Consider the following 24,810-nt stretch of genomic DNA (forward strand, 5'->3'; position numbering starts at 1 on the left):
TATGATGGGTGCGGTAATGTTTCAGCGGTGGGAGGGGATTTTATGAAAAAGAAAACGTCGATCAAATCCCAGCTCACCTGGTTGCTGATCTACTGCTGGATCGTGCCGGTGCTGGCCATCTCGGCAGTCTGTGTGATGTACATCCAAACCGCCGTCAAGGACCGCGCCGAGGGGAACATCCGCTCGGGCGCGAGCTATGCCGCCCAGATGAGCAGCCAGAAGCTCGAGTCGGCCATCCAGCAGATGCGTGACGTCATCTACGAGGGGGCCGTCGCCAAGCATTATAAGGAGCAGCAGGACCAAAACGCCCTCACCGCCGCGGTGCGCGGCGAGCTGCTGCGCAAGTTCGGGCTACAAAAGGAATACCTCTTCGCCGGGATCTTCTTTTCCGCCGATCCGGGGCGGATGATCTATGAAAGCCCCTACGGCGGCGCCTATCTGGACGCCTATCTCAAGGACGCCCACGCGCAGGTGGTGTCCGCCCTGGGCGAGGAGGACAACACCACCCACCTGCTGGTCAGCGGGAGGAGCCTCTACCTCTATCAAAACCTCCTGGACAACCGGGACCTGAGCCGCTATGGGGTGATTGTGATCCAGCTGGACCCCGCGGCGGTTTTCGACGCCTTTACCTCCCTCGACCCCGCCGCCGACTACGTCCTCCTCTCCCTGGACGGGCAGCCCTATTGGCTGGGGGGCGAGCCCACCGAAGGGCCGCTGCGCCAGTTCGAGTTCCCCACCGCGCGGCAGGAGATGAAGGTGGGCGCCCTGAGGGGGTATATCACCGGGACGGCCGTGCAAAAAGAGCAAAACTACGATTTCGGCTACCGCGTCTATGTGAGCGACCGGATCGTCTCCGAAAGGGCGTATATGGTGCTGGTGCTGGCGCTGGTGCTCGCCTGCGTGGTGCTGCCGCTGCTGGGAGTGGGCTTCTACCGCATTTATAAAAACATCGCCGGGCCGATCGATGCGCTGGTGGTCGCGACCGAAAAAATCGAGAACGAGCAGTGGGACGCCACCATCCCATTCACAAGCGACAACGAGTTCGGCCGGCTGATCCGCTCGTTCAACTCGATGAGCGCCCGGATCAAATACCTCTTCGACTACGCCTATAAGGAGGAGCTCGCCGCGAGCGAGTCGCGGCTCATGATGCTCCAGTCGCAGATGAACCCCCAATTCATGAAAAACACCCTCGGGCTGATCAACTGGAAGGCGCGCCTGGCCGGCAACGAGGAGATTTCCAAGATGATCGAGGCGCTGGACAACCTGCTCGACGCCAGCCTCGACCGTTCGCAGCAGCGCAGCATCCCGCTGCGCCAGGAGCTTTGCTACACGCGCTCCTACCTGTTCATCATCGGCGAGCGCTTCGGGCGGCGGCTGACGCTCGAGGAGCATATCGACGAGAGCCTGCTCTCCTGTCCCGTGCCCCGCCTGATCATCCAGCCGCTGATCGAAAACGCGGTGGTACACGGGATCGAGCCGGTGAGCGCCGGGACCATCGAGATCTGCATCGGGAAGATGGAGGGAAAGCTGGCCATCGAGATCATCAACGACGGCAACATCCTCTCGGACGAGGACCTGCGCCGGATTCGGGCGATCCTCAGCGAGGACTACGGCGCGCTGACCGACAAGCAGCGCCGGCTGGGGCTCAAAAACGTCTATGAGCGGATCCGCCTGATGTACGGCGATGCGGGGTCCCTCACCCTGCAGCGCACCGCCGACGGCAGGACGTGCACCCGGATCCAGATTCCGTTTGCGCCGCCCGAAGCGCAGCCTCCCGCGAAGGATGGCAGGCTCCCGGGCGCGCGGGAAGGAGAAGCCAATGATCGTTAAGGGTATGCTTCGCTTCCTGGCCGGGCTTTGCGCCTCGCTCCTGCTCGCCGGCTGCGCGCGCACGCGGCCCGAAGCCCCGGGCAAGAGCGCGCCCGGCGCCGTCGAGCTGCGCACCGCCTCGGTCTTCGGGGGGAGCGACCCCTCGGCGATGGATTACCAGGAGCTGATCGCAAAATTCATGGAGAAATATCCCGGCGTGAAGGTGCTCGACGAGTCCTCCCTCTCGGACGAGAGCTGGAAGGGCAAGGTGCTCGGCGACTTTGCCTCGGGCAACGAGCCGGATGTGCTCTTCTATTTTACCGGCACGGACGCGCGGGCCATCATCGCCAAAAACAAGGTGGTCTCCCTGGAGGAGATCCGTAAAGAGTATCCCGACTACGGGGGCAACCTCAAGCCCTCGGCCATGGAATACATGGTCGAGCCGAACGGCAAGTCCTACGCCCTGCCGGTGCGCGGCATCTGGGAGGGGCTGTATTGCAACCGGGACCTCTTCGAGCAGCACGGCATCGCGCTTCCCACCGACTGGACCACCTTCCAGGCGGCGGTGCAGGGCTTTTCCGGCAGCGGGATCATCCCTGTGGCGGTGTCGCTCTCGGACGTGCCGCACTACTGGATCGAAAACCTCATCCTCTCGGCGGGCGGGGCGCGGGAACACGCCTTCGAGCCCGTCCCGGGCGGTGGGGCGCAGCAGTATCCCGACAGCTGGAGCGAGGCGCTGATCGTACTGCGCAGCCTCTATGAGAAGGGCGCCTTCGCCCCGGACGCGGCGGCCATCACCAACGCCGCCGCCTGGCAGTCCTTTACCCGCAAGGAGGCGGCGATGATCCTCGAGGGCTCGTGGTTTTTGGAAGGGGTCGAGGACCAGGAGAACACCACCGTGCTGCCCTTCCCGGCGATGGGCGAGAGCAAGGGCGCGGGGGAGGCCGTCTCGGGATATTCCATGGGCTTCTATATCACCCGGCGCGGCTGGGACAACCCCGAAAAGCGGCAGGCCGCAATCAATTTCGTGCGGGAGATGACCAGCGACGAGTCGGTCGCCGTCTTTGCCAGGGTGGCGGGCAGCCCGGCCGCAAGGGTCGATTTGCCGCGCGGCCTGACGCCGCTGGCCGCGGCGGGCTTTAAGCTGTCCGAGTCGATAGAAAGGCCGGTCATGCCGGTCGACTCGCGGCTGACCAAGCGCGCGTGGGATAAGCTCTACTCCTCCATCCCCGGGATCGTCTCCGGCTCGCTCGGGATCGACGGGGTGCTCTCCCAGGTGGCCGACCTCAACGAATGATCGGGAAACGAATCCTGTGTCAGCGACAGGGACCGCGGCGGCGGTCCCTGTTTTTGTATGTTTTCTCCCCATTTGGCCCAAAATAAGCGGGATCAGACCGCAGGGCGGGAAAGGGGAGAGACGCGATCAGAGAGCAGACACTCGGTGAAATTGTAAGGCGGCTTCAAAATGAGGAGCACCCGGGCAGGCGCTGGAAGGCGCGGCTGAAGGGCGAGCTGCGCGATTTGCGCAATCGCTATCAGCAGGCCGGCTTGCGGCAGGAGCCGGGGGAGCGCGGCGCCCTCGGGCAGTGGCTGTTGGATAACTTTTACCTGCTTGAGGGGGAGTACCTTCAGGCGCTGCGCTCCCTGCGCGATGTGCGCGATAAGGACGGGGTATGCCTGCTCGCACAGGTATGGGCGGAGGGCTTTTGCGCGCGGCGGCTGCCCGTCGCCCAGCGGGAGGCCGGGGAGTTTTTGCGTCAGCTTTGCGCTTGCATGTATCTCAGCTTCGAGCAGCTTTCCCTGTGCGAGGCGGCGCTGCGGGCCGCCCTGCTGCACACCGCCCACAGCGCGCTCGCCCTGCCGGCCGAAGCTGCGGCCGCCGCGATAGGGTATGCCGTCGGCGGGCTGCGGGACGTCGGCTCGGTGGATTTCGTGTCCCTTACGGCGTCGGTCAGCGCCATCGAGGCGATCCTGCTGCGCGACCCTTCGGGGGTCTATCCCCGCATGGACAAGGAGAGCCGCACCGGCTACCGCGAGCTCGTCTACCGGATCGCCCGGCGCACCGGCACGGGGGAGCGCACAGTGGCTGAGAAGGCGGTTGCCAGCGCCGCCGGCTCTGACACGGAGCCGCAAAACCACGTCGGCTACCACCTGCTGTACCACCCCGCCCTCAAGGCGCAGCAGGGGCGGCACAGGGCCTTCTTCCTCTGGGGCAGCGTGCTTTGCACCCTGCTGCCGGCGCTCGCCTGCGCCCTGCTCGCTGGAAGTCCGGTGCCTGGGCTGCTCCTGCTGCTGCCGCTCTACGAGCCGGTACGGGAAATCATGCAGGGGCTTTCTTTGCGGGGGCTGCCGCCCGTCATGCTGCCCCGCATGGACCTTCAAAAGGTGCCGGCGGCGGAGGCTTACACCCTGGTGACGGTTTCGGCGCTGCTGGACGGCAAGGACCTCGAAAAGCGCCTTGAGGAGCGCCTCGAAGGGCTCTACCTCTCCAACCGGACGGCCCCGCTGGGCTTTTTGCTGCTCGGGGACCTGCCCGCCGCCGACCGCCCGCAGCTGGCAAAGGATAGCTCCGCCCTCGACGGGGCGCAGCGGGCCGTCGAGCGGCTCAATGAACGCTACGGCCAGCGCTTCTTTCTCTTTGTGCGCGCGCGCAGCTGGAGCCCCACCGAAGAGAGCTACAGCGGATGGGAACGCAAGCGCGGGGCGATCGGCGAGCTGGTGCGCTATCTGCATGGCGAGGAGACCTCCGCCTGCCGGGTGGTGGGCGACCTTGGCGTCATGCGAAGCGCGCGCTATCTCCTCGCTTTGGACAGCGACACCAGACTGCACTTCGACACGGCCGCCCTGCTCATCGCCAGCGCGCTGCACCCCTTATGCCGTCCGCGGCTGGACGCAGAGACGGGATATGTCAAGGAGGGCTACGGGATACTGATACCCCGCCTTTGCAGCGAGCTGTGCGCCCCGAACGCCACTCCCTTCGCCCGGCTGATGACCGGCTGCGGCGGGGTCAGCGGCTACGACCAGCCCGGGCGCGACGCCTATCAGGACCTTTTCGGCCAGGCGATCTTTACCGGCAAGGGGCTGATCGACCTTAACTGCTTTTACAAGGCGGGGCTCTGCCTCCCGCCGGGCCAGGTGCTCAGCCACGACATCCTGGAGGGCGGCCTGCTCGGCTGTGGGCTGGTGGGCGAGGTCGAGATGTCGGACGGCGAGCCCCAGACTTTTTCCTCCTGGCTGCGGCGGGCCCACCGCTGGATGCGCGGCGACTGGCAGAACCTGCTCTTTTTGCGCCGCAGCTTCCGGCTTTCGGGCAAGCGCTACCGCTACCGCACCAAGGGCGTGGTGCGGCTGCAGCTGGTCAATAACCTGCTGCGCTCTCTGGCCCCGGTCATGGCGGCGCTCGCGCTGCTGCTCTCGCCCCTGATGGGGAGCCGGGCCGCCGCCGTGCTGGCGGGCGGGGTGTTCCTCGCCGTGGCGGGCCGGCCGGTGCTCGGCGCGCTGCGCGCGCTTTGGCGCGGCGGGGCGGCTGTCCTTCTCAGACGTACCTTCTCGGGCGCGCTGCCGCAGGTCTATGACCAGCTGGGGCGGGCGGCCTTCTGGTGCATAACCCTGTTTGCGCGGGCGCAAAACAGCCTGGACGCCATGCTGCGCGCCCTTTGGCGGACCTTCGCCTCCCGCAAACATCTTCTGGAATGGACCACCGCCGCCCAGAGCGAGGGGCGGCGCGATTCGCTGCCCGGGCTGCTGCGCCGCTTTTTGCTGCCCGAGGCGTTGGGCGTGCTGCTGCTCCTGTTCGGGCGGTATCCCGCCTTGCGGCTGTGGGGGCTCGTGCTGGCGCTGCTCGTCCCCTTCGCGCACCGCACCGCCAGGCGGGGGGAGGAGGCCCCGACGGCGGGGGAGCACTACGACGAGCTGCGCGGCTATGTGGCCGACATGGTGCGCTTTTACGACGACTATGCCACCGCGCAGCGGCACTTCCTGCCGCCGGACAACGTACAGCTCGCACCCCGCTATGCGCTGGCCGAGCGCACCTCCCCGACCAACATCGGCTTTATGCTCCTCTCCTGGCTGGCGGCGCGGGACTTTGAGCTGATCGACACCCCCGCGCTGCTTGGCAAGGTCGGGGGTACGATCGACACCCTGCTCACACTCGAGACCTGGAACGGGCATCTCTACAACTGGTACGACCTGAGGGACCTTCGGGTGCTCCACCCGGCCTTCGTCTCCTCGGTGGACAGCGGGAACCTCGTCTGCTGCCTCGTCGCGCTGCGGCAGGGGCTTCGCGAATACGGGGCGCCGGGAGCGCTGCTGGAAAAGGTCGGCACACTCATCGCGCGCTGCGACTTTTCGCCGCTGTACGATAAGGCGCGGGGGCTCTTCTCGATCGGCTACGACAGGGAGGAAGAGAAGCTCAGCCCTTCCCACTATGATTTTCTGATGAGCGAGGCGAGGCTGCTCTCCTACTATGCCGTGGCCACCCGCCAGGCCGGGCGCAAGCATTGGGGGAACCTCTCGCGCACCCTCTCGCGGTGCGGGCCCTATCAGGGGCCGCTCTCCTGGACCGGGACGATGTTTGAATACTTCATGCCCCACCTGCTGCTGCCCGCCTATCAAAACTCACTGCTCCACGAGGCGCTTTGCTACTGCCTTTATTGCCAGCGCCGGCGCACGGGGCGCCTGGGGCTCCCCTGGGGAATTTCGGAAAGCGGGTATTACCGCTTCGACAACCAGTTAAACTATCAGTATAAGGCGCACGGGGTCCAGGCGCTGGGCGTCAAGCAGGGGCTGGACGACGAGCTGGTCCTCTCTCCCTACTCGACTTTTTTGGCCCTGCCCTTCGCGCCGAAGAGCGCGCTGCGAAACCTTGAGCGGCTGCGTGAGAGCGGACTCTACGCCGACTACGGCTTTTACGAGGCCGCCGACTGTACCCCCTCCCGGGTGGGCGAACGCATGGAGCCGGTGCGCAGCTTCATGGCGCACCATTTGGGGATGAGCGTCGTCGCCTGCGCCAACGCGGCGCTGGGGAACGTTATGCAGCGCCGCTTTCTGGCGGACAAGACGATGGCGAGCGCGGCGCAGTTTTTGCAGGAACGAATACCGAAGGAAGCGGTGGTGATCAAAGGAATGAAACAGAAACAGGAGGAGAAGCGCCCACAACGCCCTCAGGAGGACAGGCTGCGGGAGAGCTTTATCCCCTCGCCCACGGCGCCGCGCATGACCCTGCTCTCGGGCGGGCTGCAGGAGGTGCTCTCCGACTGCGGCGCGGGGCATTTGCAGCTGGCGGGACTCGACCTGACTGCAAGAGAGGAGGACCTGCTTTCGGGCGGGATGGGAATCTTTTGCCTGGCGCGGGCGGGTGAGGAGCTGGTCAGCGCCACGGCGGCCCCGCTCTATATAAAAGGGCAGAACGAAGCCGTCTTCGAGGAGGAGCGCGCCCTCTTCACCGGGCGGGGAGAGGGGCTTGAGCTGACGATGGAATGCCGCGTCTGCGAGCGGGAGAGCGCCGCGCTGCGCACCATCACGGTGCGCTCAAAGTCGAAGGAGGAGCAGGAAATAAGCCTTCTTCTCTACCTCGAGCCCACCCTGCTGCGCGACAGGGATTTTTCGGCCCACCGCAGCTTTGCGCGCCTCTTCGTCACCTGCCGCTACGACGGGGGACAGAATCTTTTGCACTTCACCCGGAGGCAGCGCGAGGGCGGGGAAGGGTACCACCTGTGCGCGGGCTTTTTGGAGGGGCAGGAGTTCGAGTTTGAGACTGACAAGATCGCCCTGCTGCGCCCGCCGTTGGGGCTCCAGTCGATCGGGGAATTTGCCGATCGGCCGTTTCGCTCCAGGCGCGACAGCCCGAACGCCGTCTGCGCGCTGCGCCTCCGGTTCCTGCTGCGCGAAGGCGAAGGGCGCACCCTGCGCTTCGCCCTCGCCGCCGGCAAGGATGAGACGGCGGCGAAAAACGCCTTCGCGGCGCTGCGCGAGGGGCCCCTCTCCTTCGGGCGCTGCCCGCTGATGGACGGCAGCGCCGAGGGGATGATCGGCCTTAGGCTTCTGCCCAAGCTCTTCTACGCCCGCCCGCTGCAAAAAAAGGTGCTCCGGGCCATCGAAGAGAACCGCCAGGGCAGGCAGGGGCTCTGGGGGCTTTCGATTTCGGGGGACTATCCAATTGTGACCCTGCCCGAGGAGGAATGCGGGGCGGGGCTGCCGCTGTGTCTGCTGCGCCTGCAGCGGCGGCTGCGGCAGGAGGGGATCCCGTTCGATTTGGTACTGCTGGCAAAGGACGCAGCACACCGTGAGGAGCTGCAAAGGGAAATCCTCGCCGCCGGCTACGGCCAGTCTCTCGAACATCAGGGCGGGGCCTTCCTGCTCGACGGCGGCGCGCTCTCAAAAGAGCAGCGCACCCTGCTCTATGCCTGGTCCTGCTACCTTTCGGGGAAGAGCACGCCCACGCCGCCGCAGGCCTTTCTGCCCGCCCGGGTGCGCCCCGCTCTGGCGGACCCGGTGGGGGAGGAGGGCTTAAGCGTCTACGGCGGGGTGTTCGACGACGGGCGCTTCACCGTGAACCGGCGCTCCTGGGCGCCCTACTGCCATGTGCTGGCCAACCCCACCTTCGGTACTCTGCTTTCGGACGGCTCGCTGGGCTTTTCCTGGGCAATCAACGCGCGGGAGAACAAGCTCTCGCCCTGGTGGGGCGACCCGGCGCGCGACAACCGGGGCGAACGGCTGTTCCTGAAGGCCGGTGGTGAGCTCTACGACCCGGTCTGGGGCGCGCGGGCGAGCTTTGGCCGCAGCGGCGCGCGCTACGAAGGAACCTGCGGGGCGCTGCACTGCACGGTGACGGTGCGCGTGCCGGAGAGGGGGAACCGCAAGGAGATTGCCGTCAGCCTCGAAAACACCGGGGAGCAGGAGCTTCCGGTCCTGCTCGCCTACTACCTCGAGCCGGTGCTGGGGGTGGAGCGCGGGACGGCGCGGATGATCACCGGCTCGGCCATGCCAGGGGGGATTGTGATGAAAAACGAGAGCAACACCGCGGTGCCCGGGTTCTGTTTCCTTGGGACCGATGCGAAAAACGCGCGCCCCTGCTTCTCCCGCCGCCGTATGCTGGCGGGGGAGTGGGACCAGCCGGGACACTTGCCGGGCCCCGATCCCTGCGGCGCGCTGATCGTGCCGAAGGTGCTCCCGCCCAGACGAAAAGAGAAGGTGACCTTTGTGCTCACCTTTGCGCGCAGCGAGGAGGCGGCAAGGAAGCTCGCCCAGCTGCCGCTGCCGCGCCAGGGCCGGGAGGAGCACATCCTGCTCGAAACGCCGGACCGCTACCTCAACGCCTTTTACAACACCCTGCTGCACAACCAGATCACCGCCTCGCGGCTCTATGGGCGCACCGGGTTTTACCAGTGCTCGGGGGCCTACGGCTTCCGCGACCAGCTGCAGGACGCCATGAACCTGGCGCTCGGCGACACACAGCCGCTGAAGGTACAGATCGCCCGCTGCTGCGCCGTGCAGTTTTTGGAGGGCGACGTGCTCCACTGGTGGCACCGCCTGCCGGGGGAGCGGCCCTTCCACGGGGTGCGCTCGCGCTACAGCGACGATCTGCTCTGGCTGCCGCTGGCGATCGCCGAATACCTGCAAAAGAGCGGGGACGAGTCCCTGCTGAAAAAAGAGATCGCCTACCTCGCGGGCGAGGAGCTGCGGGAGGACGAGCACGAGCGCTACTTTTCCCCCGTGCGCGGCGCGTGCAAAGAGAGCGTCTACCGGCACGGGCTGCGGGCGCTCGAGCGCGGCCACAACCTCAGCGAGCGGGGCCTCGCCAAGATCGGCGGCGGGGACTGGAACGACGGCTACAGCGGCGTCGGGAGCCGGGGAAAGGGGGAAAGCGTCTGGCTCTCGCTCTTCCTGTCGATGGTGCTCGAGCGCTACGCCCCGGTCTGCGAGCGGATGGAGGAGAGCGAGGCGGCAGAGCGCTGCCGCCTGCGGGCCGCCGCCCTGCGCGGGGCGGTGGACCGCCACGCCTGGGACGGCGAGTGGTACGCCCGCGCCACCTTTGACAGCGGCGAGGTGATGGGCTCAAAGGAGAGCGCCGAATGTAAAATCGACTCGCTGCCCCAGAGCTTCGCACTCCTCGCCGGCATGCCGGACCGGGAGCGGGTGGACACCGCGCTGGAGAGCGCTTACAAGCTGCTGGTGGACGAGGAGGACATGATCGTGCGGCTCTTCTGGCCGCCGTTTGAGCACAGCGACCCCTCCCCCGGCTATGTGCAGGCCTATCCGCGCGGGATCCGCGAAAACGGCGGGCAGTACACCCATGCCGCCGTCTGGCTGGCGCAGGCTTACCTGCAAGCCGGCTGGAACGAACGGGGTTGGAGGCTGCTGCAAATTCTCAACCCCGCCTACCGCGCCTCGGACAGCAAGATTGCCGCGCGCTACGCGCTCGAGCCGTATTATATCGCGGCGGACATCTACGTAAACCCCGCCCTCTACGGCCGGGGCGGCTGGTCGATTTATACCGGCGCCGCCGGGTGGTTTTACCGGGTGGCGGCCGAGGACCTCCTGGGGCTGCGGCGGGAGGGGAACACCCTCGCGCTCCACCCCTGCCTGCCGCCTCAGTGGGAGGGGGCAAAGGTGCTCTGCCATATCGGCGGCAGCGCTCTTACGCTGCGCTATTGCCGCTTGGCGGGCAGGCGGGGGCTCTATGTGGACGGGGTCGCGCGGGAGCGCATCCTTCTCGACGGCCGCCCCCACGAGGCCGAATACTATCTCTGAGGGGAAAAGGCAAATTAACAAAAATTTCATGCGAAAGCCGACGGTTTGTGGTATCCTAGAAGAAGATATGCCAAGGCGACAAGGAAAAACAAAATTTACCGGTTTGGAGATGAACGGATGGACCACGGTTTTAAGCGGGAGCGGATCAGCGATACGATCCACTTTTCCCATATCACCGACACAAAATTTAAAAGCAACCGGATCTCGGTCTGCCTGATCACGAAGCTGTCCCCCGAGAAGGCCGCCGTCAATGCGGTGGTGCCCAACATCCTGCGCCTGGGGTGCAAGAGCTGCCCGGACTTCACCGCCCTCAACAGGCGCCTGGGCAGGCTCTACGGCGCGCGGCTCTACGGCGACGTGACCAAATACGCGGACAAGCAGATCCTCGTGGTTTCGATCAAGGGGCTCGATTCCCGGGTCACGATCCACGGTGAGGACATGGTGCGCGAGCTGAGCTCTTTGCTTTGCGACATCGTGCTCGACCCGGTTATCGAAAACGGGGCCTTCCCCGAGGGGGCAACGGCCCTGGAGCGGCAGAACCTGATCGACACCATCGAGAGCGAGATCAACGACAAACGGGTCTTCGCCCGCGCGCGCTGCCTCGAGCTGCTGTTCGGCGGCGCGCCCCAGGCGGTGCGGCCCTACGGCGACGTCGAGCATGCGAAGGCCATCACCCCGCGCTCGGCCTACGAGGCCTACTGCGGGCTGTTAAAGAATGCCCGGATCGAGCTGCTCTTCGCCGGGAGCGGAGACCCCGCCGCGGCGAAGGAAACCCTGTGCGCACGCTTCGCTGCACTCGACCGTCCGCAGGCGGCCCCCCTCGGCCAGCCGGAGCGCGCGCCGGCCTCCGGCGAGGTCGCGCAGCAGACCGAGCCGATGGACGTCAGCCAGTCGAAGCTGGTGATGGGCTTCTGGTGCGGAAACACGGATGAGCAGGAGCGCTACGCCCTGCGCCTGATGAGCGCGATGTACGGCGGCACCCCCTCCTCCAAGCTGTTTTTGAACGTGCGCGAGAAGCTGAGCCTTTGCTACTACTGCGCCTCGCGGTACGACAAGGGGAACAATATCCTGCTGGTCGATTCCGGCGTGCAGGCAGAGAAGAAGGAGGCCGCGCAGGCTGAAATCCTGCGCCAGCTCGAGGCGATCCAAAACGGTGAGTTCACCGACGAGGAGCTGCAGAACACCAAGCTCGCCATGAACACCGGCTTTGCCGCCACCACCGATTCCCTGGCGGGGATCGAGAGCTGGTACCTGACCCAGATCCTGAGCGGGGGCGAAAACGCCCCGGCCTATGAGCAGGCGAAGATCGCCGCCGTGACCCGCGGGCAGGTGGTCGCCGCCGCGAAGAAGGTCACGCTCGGCGCGGTCTATTTCCTCAAGGAGAATGGGGAGCATAAGGAGGAAAGCAAGCAGTGATGAAAGAAACGATCCGCAGCCAGCGGCTCCATGAAAGCTACGTCGAGGTCCGCCATAAGAGCGGCCTGCGCATGCTGCTCTGCCCGATGGAAGGGTATTCGACCACCTACGCCATGTTCGGCACGCCCTACGGCTCGGTGGACGTCTGCTTTAAGACCGATAAGGACCCGGATTTCGTCACCGTCCCGGAGGGGATCGCCCACTTCCTGGAGCACAAGCTCTTTGAAAACGAGGATTGCGACGCCTTCGAGCGGTACGCCAAGACCGGCGCCTCGGCAAACGCCTTCACCTCGTTCGATAGGACCTGCTATCTCTTCGAGTGCTCGGAGAACTTTGAAGCCTCCCTGGAAATCCTGCTCGACTTTGTGACCCACCCCTATTTCACCGAGCAGACGGTGCAGAAGGAGCAGGGGATCATCGGACAGGAAATCAAGATGTATGAGGACGACCCGGACTGGCGGGTGATGTTTAACCTCCTGTGCGCGCTCTACCATGTCAACCCCGTGCGGATCGACATCGCGGGCACCACCGGCTCGATCGCGCAGATCAGCGCCGAGCTGCTCTACCGCTGCTACAACACCTTTTATAACCCCAGCAACATGGTCCTCGCCGTGGCGGGCAACTTCACGGTGGACAGCGTGTTGGCGGTGGCCGACCGGGTGCTGCAGTGTGCCGAACCGGTACAGATCGAATATAAGCGCGCCGACGAGCCGCGCGAGGTCTACAAAAAGGAGTGGGAGCAGTCCCTCTCGGTCGCGGTGCCGATGTTTTCGGTCGGCTTCAAGGCGGACCCCGGCCCGTATGAGGAGAACATCCGCGGCTCGATCCTCGATGAAATGCTCATCGAGATCATCGCGGGCGAGGCGAGCCCCCTCTACCGTCAGCTTTATGACCAGTCGCTGATCAACCAGACCTTCTATGGCGAGGCGATGGCCGGGCGGGATTACCTGTGCAACATGTTCAGCGGCGAGAGCCGCGACCCGCGCGCGGTGCAGAAAGCCCTTTACGGGGAGATCGCGCGGCTGCAGCATGAGGGGCTCGACCCCGAGATGTTCGAGGTCGCCAAGGCCACCGTCTACGGGCGGTACGTCGGTGCTCTGGACAAGAGCGAGGGCGTGGCCGGGCTGATGGTCAGCGGCGCCTTTAACGGTGTCGGGATGTTCGAGGTGATCGACATCGCGGCCGGGGCCACCATCGAGGCCCTGCAGCAGCGCCTGGCGGGCAGCTTCGACATTGCGCGCAGCGCCATTTCCATCATCAACCCCCTGCAATGAGCCCTGCCGCCCCGGGGGTGAAAGCCGCCGGGGCGCGGGCGCTGCTTTTCTGATTTTTGGCGGACGGGGCGGTATTGGCGCCGTCTCCCTTATGCCTGCCGGGCGTATGCCCGATATGAAGTGGAGGTCTATCCTATGAGCGAAACCTTGTCCTTCCCCGGCCTGGGGCTTGAGTTCACCCTGAACCGCGTCGCCTTTTCCATCGGCCCTCTGACCGTGTATTGGTACGGCGTCATCATCGCGCTGGCGTTTTTGGCGGGCATTACATATGTCCTGCTGCGGGTCAAGCATTTCGGCCTGGACGGCGACCGGGTGATCGACGTGATCCTCGGCGGCGCGATCGGTTCCATCATCGGCGCGCGGCTGTATTTCGTCATCTTTTCCTGGGACCAGTTCCGGGACAACCTGTGGGACATCTTCAACATCCGCCAGGGAGGGATCGCCATCTACGGCGGGATCATCGGAGGCTTCCTGGCTGGGCTGCTGATGTGCCGGCTGCGCCGGGTCAAGGCGCTGCCCATGCTCGATTTGGCGGTGGGCGGCCTGATTTTGGGCCAGGCCATCGGGCGTTGGGGCAACTTTGTCAACATCGAGGCCTTCGGCGGGAATACCAGCCTTCCCTGGGGGATGACCAGTCCGAGCATCGTGAACTTTTTGGACGCCAACCGCACCAACCTCGCGGGGATCAATATGGCGGTGGATCCGAGCATGCCGGTCCATCCGACCTTCTTTTATGAGTCGGTCTGGTGCCTGCTGGGCTTCCTCTTCATCGCCTGGTATACGCGCCGCCGCCGCTTCGACGGCGAGCTGCTCTTAATCTACAGCGCCTGGTACGGCCTCGGGCGCGCGGTCATCGAGGGGCTGCGCACCGACAGCCTGCTGATCGGCACCATCCGGGTGTCCCAGCTGCTGGCGATTTTATGCGTCATCGCCTCGGTGGTCATCTGGGGCGCGGTGCGCTCGAGGATCAACCGCAGCGGCGACCCGGAGTATCTCAGGCTCTACGTCGATACCGACGAGGGGCAGATGATCCTGGCCGGCACCTTCTATCAGAAAAAGAAGAAAGCCTCCGACGCGCCCGCGCAGGAGGCACCCGAGACGGAGGAGGCTCCCGAAGCGCAGGAAGCCTCCGAGGCGCAGGAGGCTCCCGAGACGCAGGAGGAGCCCGAAACGCCCGGGGAAAACGGGAAAGAGCAGAAGCCAAACGACAACGAATGAGGACGGAGGGGTTATCATGGCAGTCATCATTGATGGGAAGGCGGTATCCGCCTCCCTTCGCCAGGAGCTGAAAGCCGAGGTTGAGGCGCTGAAAGCCGGCGGGGTTACGCCGGGGCTGGCGGTGGTTATTGTGGGGAACGACGACGCCTCCCACAAATATGTGCGCAACAAGAAGCGGGGCTGCGAGGAACTGGGGATCTACTCCGAGGTGCACGAGCTGCCCGAGGAGACCAGCCAGCAGGAGCTGATCGGCCTGGTGCGAAAGCTCAACGTCGACCCGAAGATCGACGGGATCCTCGTCCAGCTCCCGCTGCCGAAGACGATCGACGAGAAGGCGGTCATCGAGAACATCAATCCCGACAAGGACGTCGACGCCTTCCATGAGACCAACGTCGGGAAGATCATGATCGGCAACTACCGCTTCCTGCCCTGTACCCCGGCGGGGATCATGGAGCTGATCGCAAGCCAGGGGATCGATCTGCGCGGCAAGGAGTGCGTGGTGATCGGGCGCAGCAACATCGTCGGCAAGCCGATGGCCATGCTGCTGCTGCACGCGCACGGCACCGTCACCATCTGCCATTCCCGTACCCGAGACCTCGCCGAGGTGGCCAGGCGCGCCGATGTGCTGGTGGTCGCCATCGGGAAGGCGAAGTTCGTCACCGCCGACATGGTGAAGCCCGGGGCGGTGGTCATCGACGTGGGGATGGACCGGGACGAAAACGGCAAGCTCTGCGGCGACGTGGACTTCGAGGCGGTCAGGGAGGTGGCGGGCTACATCACCCCCGTGCCGGGCGGCGTCGGGCCGATGACCATCACCATGCTGCTCAAGAACACCATCACCGCCGCCAAGGCGCGAAAGGGTTGACAACCTTTTCCCGCTGTGATAAACTAAATATTGCCGCATGTTCAAGGCTAGAAGTGCGCCCTGCGCCGCCTTGTGAGAACAGCGAGTCTAAGAAAGAGGCAGGTGCCTGTATCAATGTATGCAGTCGTAGAAGTCGGCGGTAAGCAGTACCGCGTAAGCGAGGGCGACATCATCTATGTGGAGAAGATGAACGCCGAGGAGAACTCCAATGTCGAAATCACCAGCGTGATCGCGGTGGGCGACGAGAAGGGTCTCAACGTGGGCGCTCCCTATGTGGAGAAGGCCAAAGTGACCGCCAAGGTCCTCAAGAACGGCAAGCAGAAAAAGGTGACGGTTTTCACCTACCGTTCCAAGAAGGATTCCAAGCGCAAGATGGGTCACAGACAGCCCTACACCAAGATTCAGATTGAAAAGATCAGCGCGTAAGAGCGTATGATCGTTGCAAGGTTTTTTTGCCGGGAAGGGCGGCCGCGCGGCTTTACGGTATCCGGGCACGCCGGCTATGCCGAGGCGGGCAGCGACATCGTCTGCGCGGCGGCGACTTCGGCGGTGCAGCTGGTGTGCAACACCATCACCGATGTGCTGTGCGAAGAGGCGCAGGTCGCGGTGGAAGAGGACCGGGTCACCCTTCGCCTTGACGGGGAAGAGTGCGCCGCGGCCCAAAGCCTGCTCGAGGGGCTTTATCTGCACCTCAACATTTTGCGGGAGCAGTATCCCGGCCATGTGAAAGCAACCAAAGTCGAAAATCAGTAACCCAAAGATAGGGAGGAGTTTCATCATGATTAAACTTTCCATGCAGTTTTTCGCTCATAAAAAGGGCGTTGGTTCCACCAAGAACGGCCGCGACAGCGAGTCCAAGCGTCTCGGCGTGAAGCGTGCCGACGGCCAGTTCGTCCTGGCGGGCAACATCCTGGTGCGCCAGAGAGGCACCCACATCCATCCGGGCGAGGGCGTGCGCATCGGCAGCGATGACACCCTCTTCGCCACCGTCGACGGGAAGGTGCGTTTCGAGCGCCTGGGCCGCGATCGCAAGAAGGTCAGCGTCTACGCCGTCGAGCAGTAAGCAGAAATCAAAGAAGGCAGAGAGCCCCGGGGCTCTCTGCCTTTTGTGCGTTTTACCGTCAGGAGGGACAGCATGATCAGCTTTAAAAACGACTACAGCGAGGGGGCCCATCCACGCATCCTCGAAGCGCTCCCCCGCCATAATTTCGAGCAGTCGGACGGCTACGGGTGCGACGAGGGCTGCGCGCGCGCCCGCGCGCTCATTCTGGACGCGGTGCGGGACCGCTCCTGCGACGTCCACTTCCTGGTGGGCGGCACCCAGGCGAACCTCTGCCTGATCGCCCACGCCCTGCGCCCGCATGAGGCGGCCGTCAGCGCCGGTGGCGGGCATATCAACGTGCACGAGACTGGCGCCATCGAGGCGACGGGACACAAGGTGCTCACCCGTCCTGCGGCGGATGGGAAGCTCACCCCCGCGCTGGTACGCGAGGTGCTCGAAGAGCACACCGACGAGCATATGGTCCGCCCGGGGCTGGTGTATGTTTCCCACCCGACCGAGGTGGGCACCCTCTATACCAAACAGGAGCTCGAAGCGCTGTCCTCCTTTTGCCGGGAGCGGGGATTGCCGCTCTATCTTGACGGCGCGCGGCTTTCTTCGGCCCTGGCCGCGCCGGGGAACGACCTGGAACTGCCGGACATCTGCCGCCTGACCGACACCTTCTACCTCGGCGGGACCAAGTGCGGCGCCCTCTTCGGCGAGGCGCTGATCATCCGGGACGAGACGCTGAAACGGGATTTCCGCTTCATCCAAAAGCAGCGCGGCGCGCTGCTGGCCAAGGGCTTCCTGCTCGGGATCCAGTTTGAGGAGCTGCTGCGCGACGGGCTCTACTATGAGCTCGGCGCGCACGCCAACGCCATGGCGGAGCAGTTGCGCGGGGGAATCCGCGGGATGGGTTACTCCTTCGCGCCCGAAACGAGGACCAACCAGCTCTTCCCCCGCCTGCCCGACGGGGTGGTCGAAGCGCTCTCGCAGGACTACGCCTTCGAGCTCTGGGCCAAGGGCGGGGACAAGCAGAGCGTCATCCGTCTGGTGACCTCCTGGGCGACAAAGGAGGAAAACGTCGCGCGGTTTTTGGAGGATTTGCAGCGGCTGAGCAGATAAAACAGAAGCTCCCCGGCTATACGCCGGGGAGCTTTGCTTCGTCAGTTCAGTTTGTCGGTGATCCCGCGCAGGTATTCCTTAAAGTCCGCCCCGATCTCGGGGTGACAGAGCCCCACCTCCACGATCGCCTGCAAAATCCCCAGCTTGTTGCCCATGTCGTAGCGGGTCCCCTCGAAGACCACGCCGGTCATGGTCTCCATCGAGGCGAGCTGGCGCATGGCGTCGGTCAGCTGGATTTCGCCGCCCGCCCCGGGCGGGGTGTCCTCGAGGATTTTGAAGATGCTCGGCGGCAGAACGCAGCGCCCGAGGATGGCATAGGGGGAGATCACCTGCTCGGGGGTGGGCTTCTCGACCATGTCGAACACCTTGAAGATGTTCTTGTCGATGTGCTTGACGTCCAGTGAGCAGTATTTGTGGATCATCTCGAGCGGGACTTCCTTGATCCCGACCACCCCGAGGCCGTATTTGAGGTAGGCGTCACAGAGCTGCCCACAGGCGGGGCGCTCACCGATGATCACGTCGTCGCCGTAGAGCACGGCGAACGGCTCGTCCCCCACGAAGGTCTTGGCGCAGAGCACCGCGTGCCCGAGGCCCTTGGTTTCCTTCTGGCGGATGTACTGGATGTTGCAGAGGTTCGAGATGCGCACCATCTGCTCGTAGACATCATGCTTGCCCGCGGCGAGGAGCTTTGCCTCCAGCTCGGGATTGCGGTCGAAGTGGTCCTCGACCGTGGTCTTGCCGCGGCTGGTGATGATGAGGATATCCTCGATCCCGGAGGCGACCGCCTCCTCGACGATGTACTGGATCGCGGGCTTGTCCACGATCGGGAGCATCTCCTTGGGCATGGCCTTGGAGGCGGGGAGCACCCGCGTGCCCAGGCCCGCCGCCGGTATGACCGCTTTGCGGATTTTCATTTGGCGTCCTCCTTGAAATGTTATACCAGGAACATGACCATCAGCAGGGACATGGCCATCGAGCCCGCCAGGAGCAGGAGCAGCAGCACCAGGATGAGCATGCGGTTGGTGCGGCCCTGCTTTGTCAGGGCGAGGATGTAGTCCTGCGCATAGAGGTCGCCGCCGAACTGTTCCTGGATTTTTTTGACCGAGCGGATGACCTTTCGGCAGTAGGCGCGGTTGAAAAGAATGGCGCACCCCACCGAGAGCAATGCGGACAGGAGACTGCCGGCAAAGCGCAGCTTGTTTAAAAGATCGAAGGTGGCCGGGGCCATCGAAATGAGCGGCAGGTTATAGAGCTGGGAGGCCAGCGCGAGGTTGATCAGGAGTGCTGGCAGCCCGATCGCCGCGGTGATCAGCAGCAGCGCGACCCCGAGGCCGTACATCTTGCGGTAGAGGAAGTAGTACCCGCGAAAGAGGAAGGCCGGCCAGTTCCAGGTCGAATGGCGGCCGCCGCCGGAAAAGGATTTGAATTTCGGGATGAAGTAGTGGGAGTTTTCCCCCACATACAAAGCGATGTCCCGCACCGAGACCCCGTCGATCTCCTCGTCCGGCGAGACGCCGCCGTAGGGGGTGGTAAAGGGGTTGAGGGTGATCGGATCGGGGTTCTGCGTAGGGTTTTGCGCGTGCGGTCCGCTGCCCTCTCCCAGGCGGGAGCCGCAGATCTGGCAGAAGATCCCGTCGGACGGGTTGACGGTGCCGCACTTGGGGCAGCGCAGCGGAAGGGAGGCGTCGTACTTGGTCTCCTCCTGGGCGCGCGCGCCCTGCTCGCTCCATTCGGTGTGCGTCTCGTGCAGCTTCTGGTTGACGCAGCTGCCGGCCTTTTGATAGCAGGTGCGGTGATAGGGGGTGCCGCAGACCGGGCAGACCACAATATCGTCGCCATCGGTGAACTTTTGCTCACAGATCGGGCATTTTACGCCGGTATATTTGCTCATATAGCCGAGGATCTCCTCTCACAGGTGGGCACATTCGGGTTCGTAATCCACAGTATACTATATTTTACCGCAAAAATCCATACCTATGAGAAAGGACTAAGGATATTGGGCAGGGCCGCCGGCGTTGTAAAAGGATAGACGGTATGATAAGATAAACGGTGCATACTTTACAAGGGCGCGTGTGATGATATATAATAAATGGTAAAGCGTTTGGCCGCATTGCGGCAGGAATGGAGACGGATTTATGCTGGAATTTGAACAGCTCATGCTAAAGCTGCGGGATACCAAAAAGGAGCTTTTGGACCTGCGCCAGGCGGTCGGGTACGACGCGGCCGCCGAGAAGCTCGGGGCGCTCGAGGAGCGCACCAAGGACGAATACTTCTGGAACGACGTATCCGGCAGCCAGAAGGTATTAAAGGAGATTTCCGCCCTCAAGGGGCGCAAGGAGGACTACGACAAGCTCTACGCCCTCTACGAGGACATCGAGACGCTCTGCGAGCTGGGCAATGAGGAGGGGGACCTCTCGGTGCTGGGCGAGGTGAGCGAAGCCTATGAGCAGCTCGAACGCAGGATCGAGGAGCAGCGCCTTTCCACCCTGCTCTCGGGCGAATATGACCGCAACAACGCCATCCTCACCTTCCACGCCGGGGCGGGCGGCACCGAGGCGCAGGACTGGGCCCAGATGCTCTACCGCATGTATACCCGCTGGGCCGAGCGCCGGGGCTTCAAATATAAGCTGCTCGACTGGCTGGACGGGGACGAGGCCGGGATCAAGAGCGCCTCGATCCTGATCGAGGGGCAGAACGCCTACGGCTACCTCAAGTGTGAGAGCGGGGTGCACCGCCTGGTGCGCATCTCCCCCTTCGACGCCTCGGGACGGCGGCACACCTCCTTCGCCTCGCTCGAGGTCATGCCCGAGATCGACGACGACACCGAGGTGGAGATCAACCCCGTCGATTTGCAGGTGGACACCTACCGCAGCTCGGGCGCGGGCGGGCAGCACGTCAACAAGACCGAATCGGCGGTGCGGATCACCCATCTGCCCACCGGGATCGTGGTGGCCTGCCAGAACGAGCGCAGCCAGCACCAGAACCGCGAGGTCTGTATGAAGATGCTGCGCTCCAAGCTCATCGAGATCAAGGAGCGCGAGCACCTCGAGCGGATCGAGGACATCAAGGGCGACCAGAAGGAGATCACCTGGGGCAGCCAGATCCGTTCCTACGTTTTTATGCCCTACACCATGGCCAAGGACCACCGCACCGGCTTCGAGGTGGGGAACATCGGCGCGGTGATGGACGGGGACATCGACGGGTTCATCAACGAGTACTTAAAGCAGCAGGCCAACGGCACCCTCGGCGAGGGAAAATAGCGGTTGACAAGCGGCAAAAAAGTGAGTACAATCAGAACCGGACAGTTTCATAAACCACAGGGGAGCTGGGAAGAGCCCGGCTGAGAGAGAAATCCGACTGATATTTCAAAACCCTCAAACCTGATCTGGGTAATGCCAGCGTAGGAAACGTGATTGCTTTGGTTGCGCCTCGCGGTATTTGCCGCGGGGCGTATCGTTTTCCGGGGGAGGTTTTCTGGACTGCCGAAATAAATTGATTTTGGAGGAAGGAAAGATGAACGAAAAAACAAAGAAACTGGTGGAAAGTGCGTTGATGATCGCCCTGGCGCTGATCCTCAACAACGTCTTTCGGATCAAGGTGGGGGCCGCGGGCGGCTCGATCACCCTGTTTTCGATGCTGCCGCTGACCCTGCTCGGCTACCGCCACGGAGTGCGCTGGGGCGTGCTCTGCGGAGCGGCCTACGGGCTGCTGGACATGATGACCGGCTTTTCGGGCGCGGGCGGCAGCGCCTGGGTGGTCATCGGCGCGGCGGTGATCGACTACCTGCTGGCCTACGGCGCGATGGGGCTCGGCGGCGTTTTCCGCCACTCGATCAAGAGCCAGACCATCGGCTATACCGCAGGCTCGGCGCTGGCGGTGCTGGTGCGCTTTGCCTGCCACTTCGTCTCCGGGTTCCTGGTCTGGGGGTCGCTCGTCTCGGACGGCTTCGGGGCGATTGCCTACTCCTTCACCTACAACATCGCCTACATGGGCCCCGAGATGGTCACCACCATCCTGGGCGCGCTGGTTCTCTCGAAGGTATTTTCCCTGGCGAGCGCCTCGATCACCCGCAAGAAGATGGCATAGGCGGCGAGGCGGTGAGCCACCGCTCCCGATTCGCGAAAGAATCTTTTACGAATGCGGCCATGCTCAGCCCGCGCTCTGAATAATAGGGTTCCAAGGGGGCTAACGGCGCCGATGGCGCCGTACTCCTCTGGCGGGGAGTTTGAGGGCGAGGAGCCCTCATCAATCGTAGAAAGGCGCAGGGAGGGGTGAACCCACCAAGAGGGGGTTCACCCCTTTTTGATGAAATTTCCCACCACTTTTCACAAAATGGTCAACTATTTTTCTCTACAATGCAGTATAATGGAAGGAAAGATGAGTCAAAGGAGTAACGTGATGTCCAGAGATTTGCGCACCTATCGCGGTTACGGCAACCGGCGCTACAGCCGGAAGGTGATGTTTTTCATCTCGCTCGCCATCTCCCTGTGCGTCGCCGGGATCGTGGTGGGGGTGATCATCCACGACTGGATGGGCCAGGCGAAGGCGTTTTCACCCGACGGCTATGAAACCGCCGCGCAGGTGGGGATGCTCACCGATACCAAGGCGGGGGATCTGTGGGACCTCGATTCCTTCAGCTACCGCCTCAACGAAAAGCCGGTCGTCAGCAGCAAGGAGGGCACGGCAAACCTGCGGATCGAAAATCCGCCCGAGAACCAGCAGCTCATGCGGGTGACCCTGACCCTTGCCGACGGCACCCAGCTCTACCGTTCGGGGCTGATCAAGCCCTATCATTACGTCGAGCATGCGGCGCTCTCCTTTGTGCCGGAGCTTGGCAGCCACGAGGCGACGGCCCTCATCGAAGCCTGCGACAGCGTCAGCGGCCAGACCCTTCACACGGTGGAAAAGTCCCTTACGCTCACGGTGCTTTAAATAGTATGAATTAAAAGCCCTTCCCGGCCATGGCCGGGAAGGGCTTTTTTTGCTTTAACCGGCCCGCGCGGGGAAGAGGATTATTCTGCCGGTGGTTCTAAATGGGGGGACAGGCTAATATGATGTGATATGCAAAGGACGGACAGGCCGTGGATCGCGGCCCGGGGGAGGCCGCCTTCGGCTGCCGGCTCCCGAGAAAGGAATGATCAAACACATGATACAACAAACGGGCGCCGGCGAGCGCTTCTATGAGGCGGCGAAGGCGCTGGGCGAACGGCTCTTTGGTCTGCTGCTGCAGGTTCCAGGCGAGACGGCGGCGCGGGTGCAGGAAATCCGCCTGCGGGTCGGCCAGCCGATGGCCTTACATACCGGGACCGAGCACCTTTTCCTCGACCGGCAGGGAGGGTGCCATCCATCCCCGCCGAATAGCGCTTACCTCGTCAGCAAGGCCGACCTCTTCGAGTGCTTTCGCACCCTGTGCGGCTATTCGATCCACACCCATCAGCATGAGATTGCCAGGGGCTATATCTCCCTCCCGGGCGGGCACCGCGCGGGGATCTGCGGGAGCCTCAGCGGCGAGGGGGAGCATCTCAGCGGGCTGCGGGAAATTTCGTCGATCAACCTGCGGGTGGCCCGCCAGATGCGCGGCTGTGCGAGGGGGCTTGGGCAAAGCCTCTTCGGGGAGGGGCTTTGCGGGGTGCTGGTGGCGGGGCCGCCCTCCAGCGGAAAGACCACCCTGATCCGCGACCTGGCGCGCTCGCTCTCGGACGGGGAGCTCGGGAGCTATTACAAGGTGTCCTTGGTGGACGAGCGCTGCGAGCTGGCGGCGGTCTACCAGGGGGTGCCCACCAACGACATCGGGACCTGCACCGACCTGCTCTACGGCTATCCCAAGCAGGCGGGGATCGAGATCGCGATCCGCACCCTCTCCCCGCAGGTGATCGTCTGCGACGAGGTAGGGCGCGAGGACGAGCTCGAGGCGGTGCGCATGGGCCTCTTCTCGGCGGTGAGCCTGATCACCACCGTGCACTGCGCGGGACGGGAGGATTTATACCGTCGCCCCCAGGCGCGCGCGCTGCTGCGCACCGGGGCGTTCGACAAGGCGGTGCTGCTCTGCGGCAGCGGCGCGCCGGGGGAAGTGCTGGAGATTCTGGACGTCAGGGAATTGGCGCAAGGAAAGGAAGGGTAATCATTATGAAGCTGATCGGAATGGTTTTGGTGGTTCTGTTTTGCTCGTCCTGCGGCTTGATGGGCGCGGCGTCGCTTCGCCGGCGGGAGGGGCACCTCAAGAAGGTGCAGCTCTTTTTGCATCTGCTGCAGGAACGGCTGAGCTATACCTTGAGCCCCCTCGGGGAGATTTTCGACGGGCTGCGAGACGAGCCGCTGCTGCGCGAGCTCGACTTCATCTCCCTGTGCGCCGGGAAGCTGGCGGGGGCGACCCCCTTTCCGCGGGCGTTTGTCGAGAGCCTCGATGAAAGCCGCTGCGCGCTGGACCAAAGGGACCGCGAGCTGCTGGGCGAGCTGAGCTCCATCCTGGGGCAGTCGGACCTCGAAAACCAGCTCGGCGGGATCAGGCTGGTGCGCGCCAACATGCTGCAGCAGGCCGAGGCGGCCGAGGAGGTTTGCCGCAGCCGCGCCAAGCTCTATTCCTCGCTGGGGGTGCTTTCGGGGGTGGCGGTGGCGGTCGTGCTGCTGTAAAACAGTCGGCAAAGGGTGCGTTTTTCTTCAGGTCGGAAATTGGTCTTGCGCCCTTTGGGTGCTCAAGGAAGGGGCGGAAAAGGAATGGATGTCGATTTGATTTTCAGAATAGCGGCCATCGGGATCATTGTGGCGGTGCTCAACCAGGTGCTGGTCCGCTCGGGACGGGAGGAGCAGGCGATGATGACCACCCTTGCCGGGCTGGTGGTGGTGCTGATGATGGTGGTCCAGCAGATCAGCACCCTCTTCGACACGGTCAAGACGCTGTTCGGGCTCTAGCGATCGGAGGGAATATGGAACTGACGGCGATTGTGGGACTGGCGATTGTGGCGGTGTGCATTGTGGTGCTGCTGCGGCAGTATAAGCCGGAGTATGCGCTGATGGTCTCGCTGATCTGCTCAGTGGTGATCTTCGCGGCGGTGCTCGGGGAACTGATCCCGGCTTTCGATACCATCCGCTCGATGATGCAGCAAGTGCAGATCGACGGGCAGTATATCGAAATCCTCTTAAAGTCCCTCGGGATCTGCTTCATCACCCAGATCGCCTCGGAGAGCTGCCGGGACGCGGGGGAGAGCGCCATCGCCTCGAAGATCGAGCTCGCGGGCAAGCTCATGCTGGTGGTGCTGGCGCTGCCGATGTTCGAGGAGATCGTGTCGATTGCGCTCGGCTTCATGGCGATGTGA

Annotated in this window: 20 protein-coding genes and 1 riboswitch; of the genes, 18 read left to right on the top strand and 2 right to left on the bottom strand. The window is 63.9% G+C overall.

Features of this window, described 5'->3' with window-relative positions; translation table 11 throughout:
- The first annotated feature begins 42 nt into the window (after positions 1-42).
- The 11 genes from B5477_RS03530 (at position 43) to B5477_RS03585 (ending at position 17,497) form a co-directional block, all read left to right on the top strand.
- Positions 43-1,830, top strand: coding sequence for a sensor histidine kinase (locus B5477_RS03530; RefSeq protein WP_079698420.1), 1,788 nt, complete (start codon positions 43-45; stop codon positions 1,828-1,830).
- Positions 1,820-3,106: an ABC transporter substrate-binding protein gene (locus tag B5477_RS03535; protein ID WP_117507918.1), complete on the top strand. Its 1,287-nt coding sequence runs from the start codon at positions 1,820-1,822 to the stop codon at positions 3,104-3,106. Before B5477_RS03530 ends, B5477_RS03535 begins: the two co-directional genes overlap by 11 nt.
- A gap of 224 nt (positions 3,107-3,330) precedes the next feature.
- Positions 3,331-10,560 carry a GH36-type glycosyl hydrolase domain-containing protein gene (locus tag B5477_RS03545; RefSeq protein ID WP_117507916.1) on the top strand — a complete coding sequence of 2,410 codons (7,230 nt, stop codon included), beginning with the start codon at positions 3,331-3,333 and terminating at the stop codon, positions 10,558-10,560.
- A 117-nt stretch (positions 10,561-10,677) separates the two neighbouring features.
- Positions 10,678-11,976, top strand: coding sequence for an EF-P 5-aminopentanol modification-associated protein YfmF (gene yfmF, locus B5477_RS03550; RefSeq protein ID WP_079698424.1), 1,299 nt, complete (start codon positions 10,678-10,680; stop codon positions 11,974-11,976).
- Positions 11,976-13,250 (top strand): EF-P 5-aminopentanol modification-associated protein YfmH, encoded by a 1,275-nt coding sequence (gene yfmH, locus B5477_RS03555; protein WP_079698425.1) that lies wholly within the window; start codon positions 11,976-11,978, stop codon positions 13,248-13,250. Before yfmF ends, yfmH begins: the two co-directional genes overlap by 1 nt.
- 135 nt (positions 13,251-13,385) lie before the next feature.
- Positions 13,386-14,468, top strand: coding sequence for a prolipoprotein diacylglyceryl transferase (lgt, locus tag B5477_RS03560; protein WP_079698426.1), 1,083 nt, complete (start codon positions 13,386-13,388; stop codon positions 14,466-14,468).
- Positions 14,469-14,484: 16 nt separating this feature from the next.
- The gene (gene folD, locus B5477_RS03565; protein WP_181966708.1) at positions 14,485-15,333 is read left to right on the top strand and encodes a bifunctional methylenetetrahydrofolate dehydrogenase/methenyltetrahydrofolate cyclohydrolase FolD; all 849 of its coding nucleotides are present in this window, start codon (positions 14,485-14,487) and stop codon (positions 15,331-15,333) included.
- A gap of 114 nt (positions 15,334-15,447) precedes the next feature.
- Positions 15,448-15,759: a 50S ribosomal protein L21 gene (gene rplU / locus B5477_RS03570; protein ID WP_079698428.1), complete on the top strand. Its 312-nt coding sequence runs from the start codon at positions 15,448-15,450 to the stop codon at positions 15,757-15,759.
- Positions 15,760-15,765: 6 nt separating this feature from the next.
- Positions 15,766-16,086 carry a ribosomal-processing cysteine protease Prp gene (locus B5477_RS03575; protein WP_079698429.1) on the top strand — a complete coding sequence of 107 codons (321 nt, stop codon included), beginning with the start codon at positions 15,766-15,768 and terminating at the stop codon, positions 16,084-16,086.
- A 25-nt stretch (positions 16,087-16,111) separates the two neighbouring features.
- Positions 16,112-16,396, top strand: a complete 285-nt coding sequence (gene rpmA / locus B5477_RS03580) for a 50S ribosomal protein L27 (RefSeq protein ID WP_079698430.1) — start codon at positions 16,112-16,114, stop codon at positions 16,394-16,396.
- Positions 16,397-16,468: 72 nt separating this feature from the next.
- Positions 16,469-17,497 (top strand): threonine aldolase family protein, encoded by a 1,029-nt coding sequence (locus B5477_RS03585; RefSeq protein ID WP_079698431.1) that lies wholly within the window; start codon positions 16,469-16,471, stop codon positions 17,495-17,497.
- Between the two features lie 41 nt (positions 17,498-17,538).
- Here B5477_RS03585 and galU read toward each other — a convergent pair whose 3' ends face one another.
- Both galU and B5477_RS03595 read right to left on the bottom strand, forming a co-directional pair.
- Positions 17,539-18,411: a UTP--glucose-1-phosphate uridylyltransferase GalU gene (galU, locus tag B5477_RS03590; protein ID WP_079698432.1), complete on the bottom strand. Its 873-nt coding sequence runs from the start codon at positions 18,409-18,411 to the stop codon at positions 17,539-17,541.
- Positions 18,412-18,431: 20 nt separating this feature from the next.
- Positions 18,432-19,388, bottom strand: a complete 957-nt coding sequence (locus tag B5477_RS03595; RefSeq protein WP_079698433.1) for an RING finger protein — start codon at positions 19,386-19,388, stop codon at positions 18,432-18,434.
- Positions 19,389-19,632: 244 nt separating this feature from the next.
- Between B5477_RS03595 and prfB the strand changes: the two genes are divergently transcribed.
- The 7 genes from prfB to B5477_RS03630 all read left to right on the top strand — a co-directional run bounded on the left by prfB (position 19,633) and on the right by B5477_RS03630 (position 24,810).
- Positions 19,633-20,757, top strand: a complete 1,125-nt coding sequence (gene prfB / locus B5477_RS03600) for a peptide chain release factor 2 (protein WP_079698434.1) — start codon at positions 19,633-19,635, stop codon at positions 20,755-20,757.
- Between the two features lie 50 nt (positions 20,758-20,807).
- Positions 20,808-20,921: riboswitch (TPP riboswitch) on the top strand.
- Between the two features lie 89 nt (positions 20,922-21,010).
- Positions 21,011-21,583, top strand: coding sequence for an energy-coupled thiamine transporter ThiT (locus B5477_RS03605; RefSeq protein ID WP_079698435.1), 573 nt, complete (start codon positions 21,011-21,013; stop codon positions 21,581-21,583).
- Between the two features lie 312 nt (positions 21,584-21,895).
- The gene (locus B5477_RS03610; RefSeq protein ID WP_079698436.1) at positions 21,896-22,429 is read left to right on the top strand and encodes a hypothetical protein; all 534 of its coding nucleotides are present in this window, start codon (positions 21,896-21,898) and stop codon (positions 22,427-22,429) included.
- Between the two features lie 214 nt (positions 22,430-22,643).
- Positions 22,644-23,618 carry a hypothetical protein gene (locus B5477_RS03615; RefSeq protein WP_079698437.1) on the top strand — a complete coding sequence of 325 codons (975 nt, stop codon included), beginning with the start codon at positions 22,644-22,646 and terminating at the stop codon, positions 23,616-23,618.
- Between the two features lie 5 nt (positions 23,619-23,623).
- A complete protein-coding gene (locus B5477_RS03620) occupies positions 23,624-24,127 on the top strand; it encodes a stage III sporulation protein AB (RefSeq protein ID WP_079698438.1) in 504 nt (167 codons plus the stop codon).
- Between the two features lie 84 nt (positions 24,128-24,211).
- Positions 24,212-24,406 (top strand): stage III sporulation protein AC, encoded by a 195-nt coding sequence (gene spoIIIAC / locus B5477_RS03625; RefSeq protein ID WP_079698439.1) that lies wholly within the window; start codon positions 24,212-24,214, stop codon positions 24,404-24,406.
- A gap of 14 nt (positions 24,407-24,420) precedes the next feature.
- The gene (locus B5477_RS03630) at positions 24,421-24,810 is read left to right on the top strand and encodes a SpoIIIAC/SpoIIIAD family protein (protein ID WP_079698440.1); all 390 of its coding nucleotides are present in this window, start codon (positions 24,421-24,423) and stop codon (positions 24,808-24,810) included.

This window comes from Provencibacterium massiliense, assembly GCF_900169495.1.
GTDB classification, from domain to species: Bacteria; Bacillota; Clostridia; order Oscillospirales; family Ruminococcaceae; genus Harryflintia; species Harryflintia acetispora.

Bases quoted from the DNA above. Each gene is read 5' to 3' on its own strand.
- B5477_RS03530 (WP_079698420.1), top strand. From the start codon at position 43: ATGAAAAAGAAAACGTCGATCAAATCCCAGCTCACCTGGTTGCTGATC.
- B5477_RS03535 (WP_117507918.1), top strand. From the start codon at position 1,820: ATGATCGTTAAGGGTATGCTTCGCTTCCTGGCCGGGCTTTGCGCCTCG.
- yfmF (WP_079698424.1), top strand. From the start codon at position 10,678: ATGGACCACGGTTTTAAGCGGGAGCGGATCAGCGATACGATCCACTTT.
- yfmH (WP_079698425.1), top strand. From the start codon at position 11,976: ATGAAAGAAACGATCCGCAGCCAGCGGCTCCATGAAAGCTACGTCGAG.
- lgt (WP_079698426.1), top strand. From the start codon at position 13,386: ATGAGCGAAACCTTGTCCTTCCCCGGCCTGGGGCTTGAGTTCACCCTG.
- folD (WP_181966708.1), top strand. From the start codon at position 14,485: ATGGCAGTCATCATTGATGGGAAGGCGGTATCCGCCTCCCTTCGCCAG.
- rplU (WP_079698428.1), top strand. From the start codon at position 15,448: ATGTATGCAGTCGTAGAAGTCGGCGGTAAGCAGTACCGCGTAAGCGAG.
- B5477_RS03575 (WP_079698429.1), top strand. From the start codon at position 15,766: ATGATCGTTGCAAGGTTTTTTTGCCGGGAAGGGCGGCCGCGCGGCTTT.
- rpmA (WP_079698430.1), top strand. From the start codon at position 16,112: ATGATTAAACTTTCCATGCAGTTTTTCGCTCATAAAAAGGGCGTTGGT.
- B5477_RS03585 (WP_079698431.1), top strand. From the start codon at position 16,469: ATGATCAGCTTTAAAAACGACTACAGCGAGGGGGCCCATCCACGCATC.
- galU (WP_079698432.1), bottom strand. From the start codon at position 18,411: ATGAAAATCCGCAAAGCGGTCATACCGGCGGCGGGCCTGGGCACGCGG.
- B5477_RS03595 (WP_079698433.1), bottom strand. From the start codon at position 19,388: ATGAGCAAATATACCGGCGTAAAATGCCCGATCTGTGAGCAAAAGTTC.
- prfB (WP_079698434.1), top strand. From the start codon at position 19,633: ATGCTGGAATTTGAACAGCTCATGCTAAAGCTGCGGGATACCAAAAAG.
- B5477_RS03605 (WP_079698435.1), top strand. From the start codon at position 21,011: ATGAACGAAAAAACAAAGAAACTGGTGGAAAGTGCGTTGATGATCGCC.
- B5477_RS03610 (WP_079698436.1), top strand. From the start codon at position 21,896: ATGTCCAGAGATTTGCGCACCTATCGCGGTTACGGCAACCGGCGCTAC.
- B5477_RS03615 (WP_079698437.1), top strand. From the start codon at position 22,644: ATGATACAACAAACGGGCGCCGGCGAGCGCTTCTATGAGGCGGCGAAG.
- B5477_RS03620 (WP_079698438.1), top strand. From the start codon at position 23,624: ATGAAGCTGATCGGAATGGTTTTGGTGGTTCTGTTTTGCTCGTCCTGC.
- spoIIIAC (WP_079698439.1), top strand. From the start codon at position 24,212: ATGGATGTCGATTTGATTTTCAGAATAGCGGCCATCGGGATCATTGTG.
- B5477_RS03630 (WP_079698440.1), top strand. From the start codon at position 24,421: ATGGAACTGACGGCGATTGTGGGACTGGCGATTGTGGCGGTGTGCATT.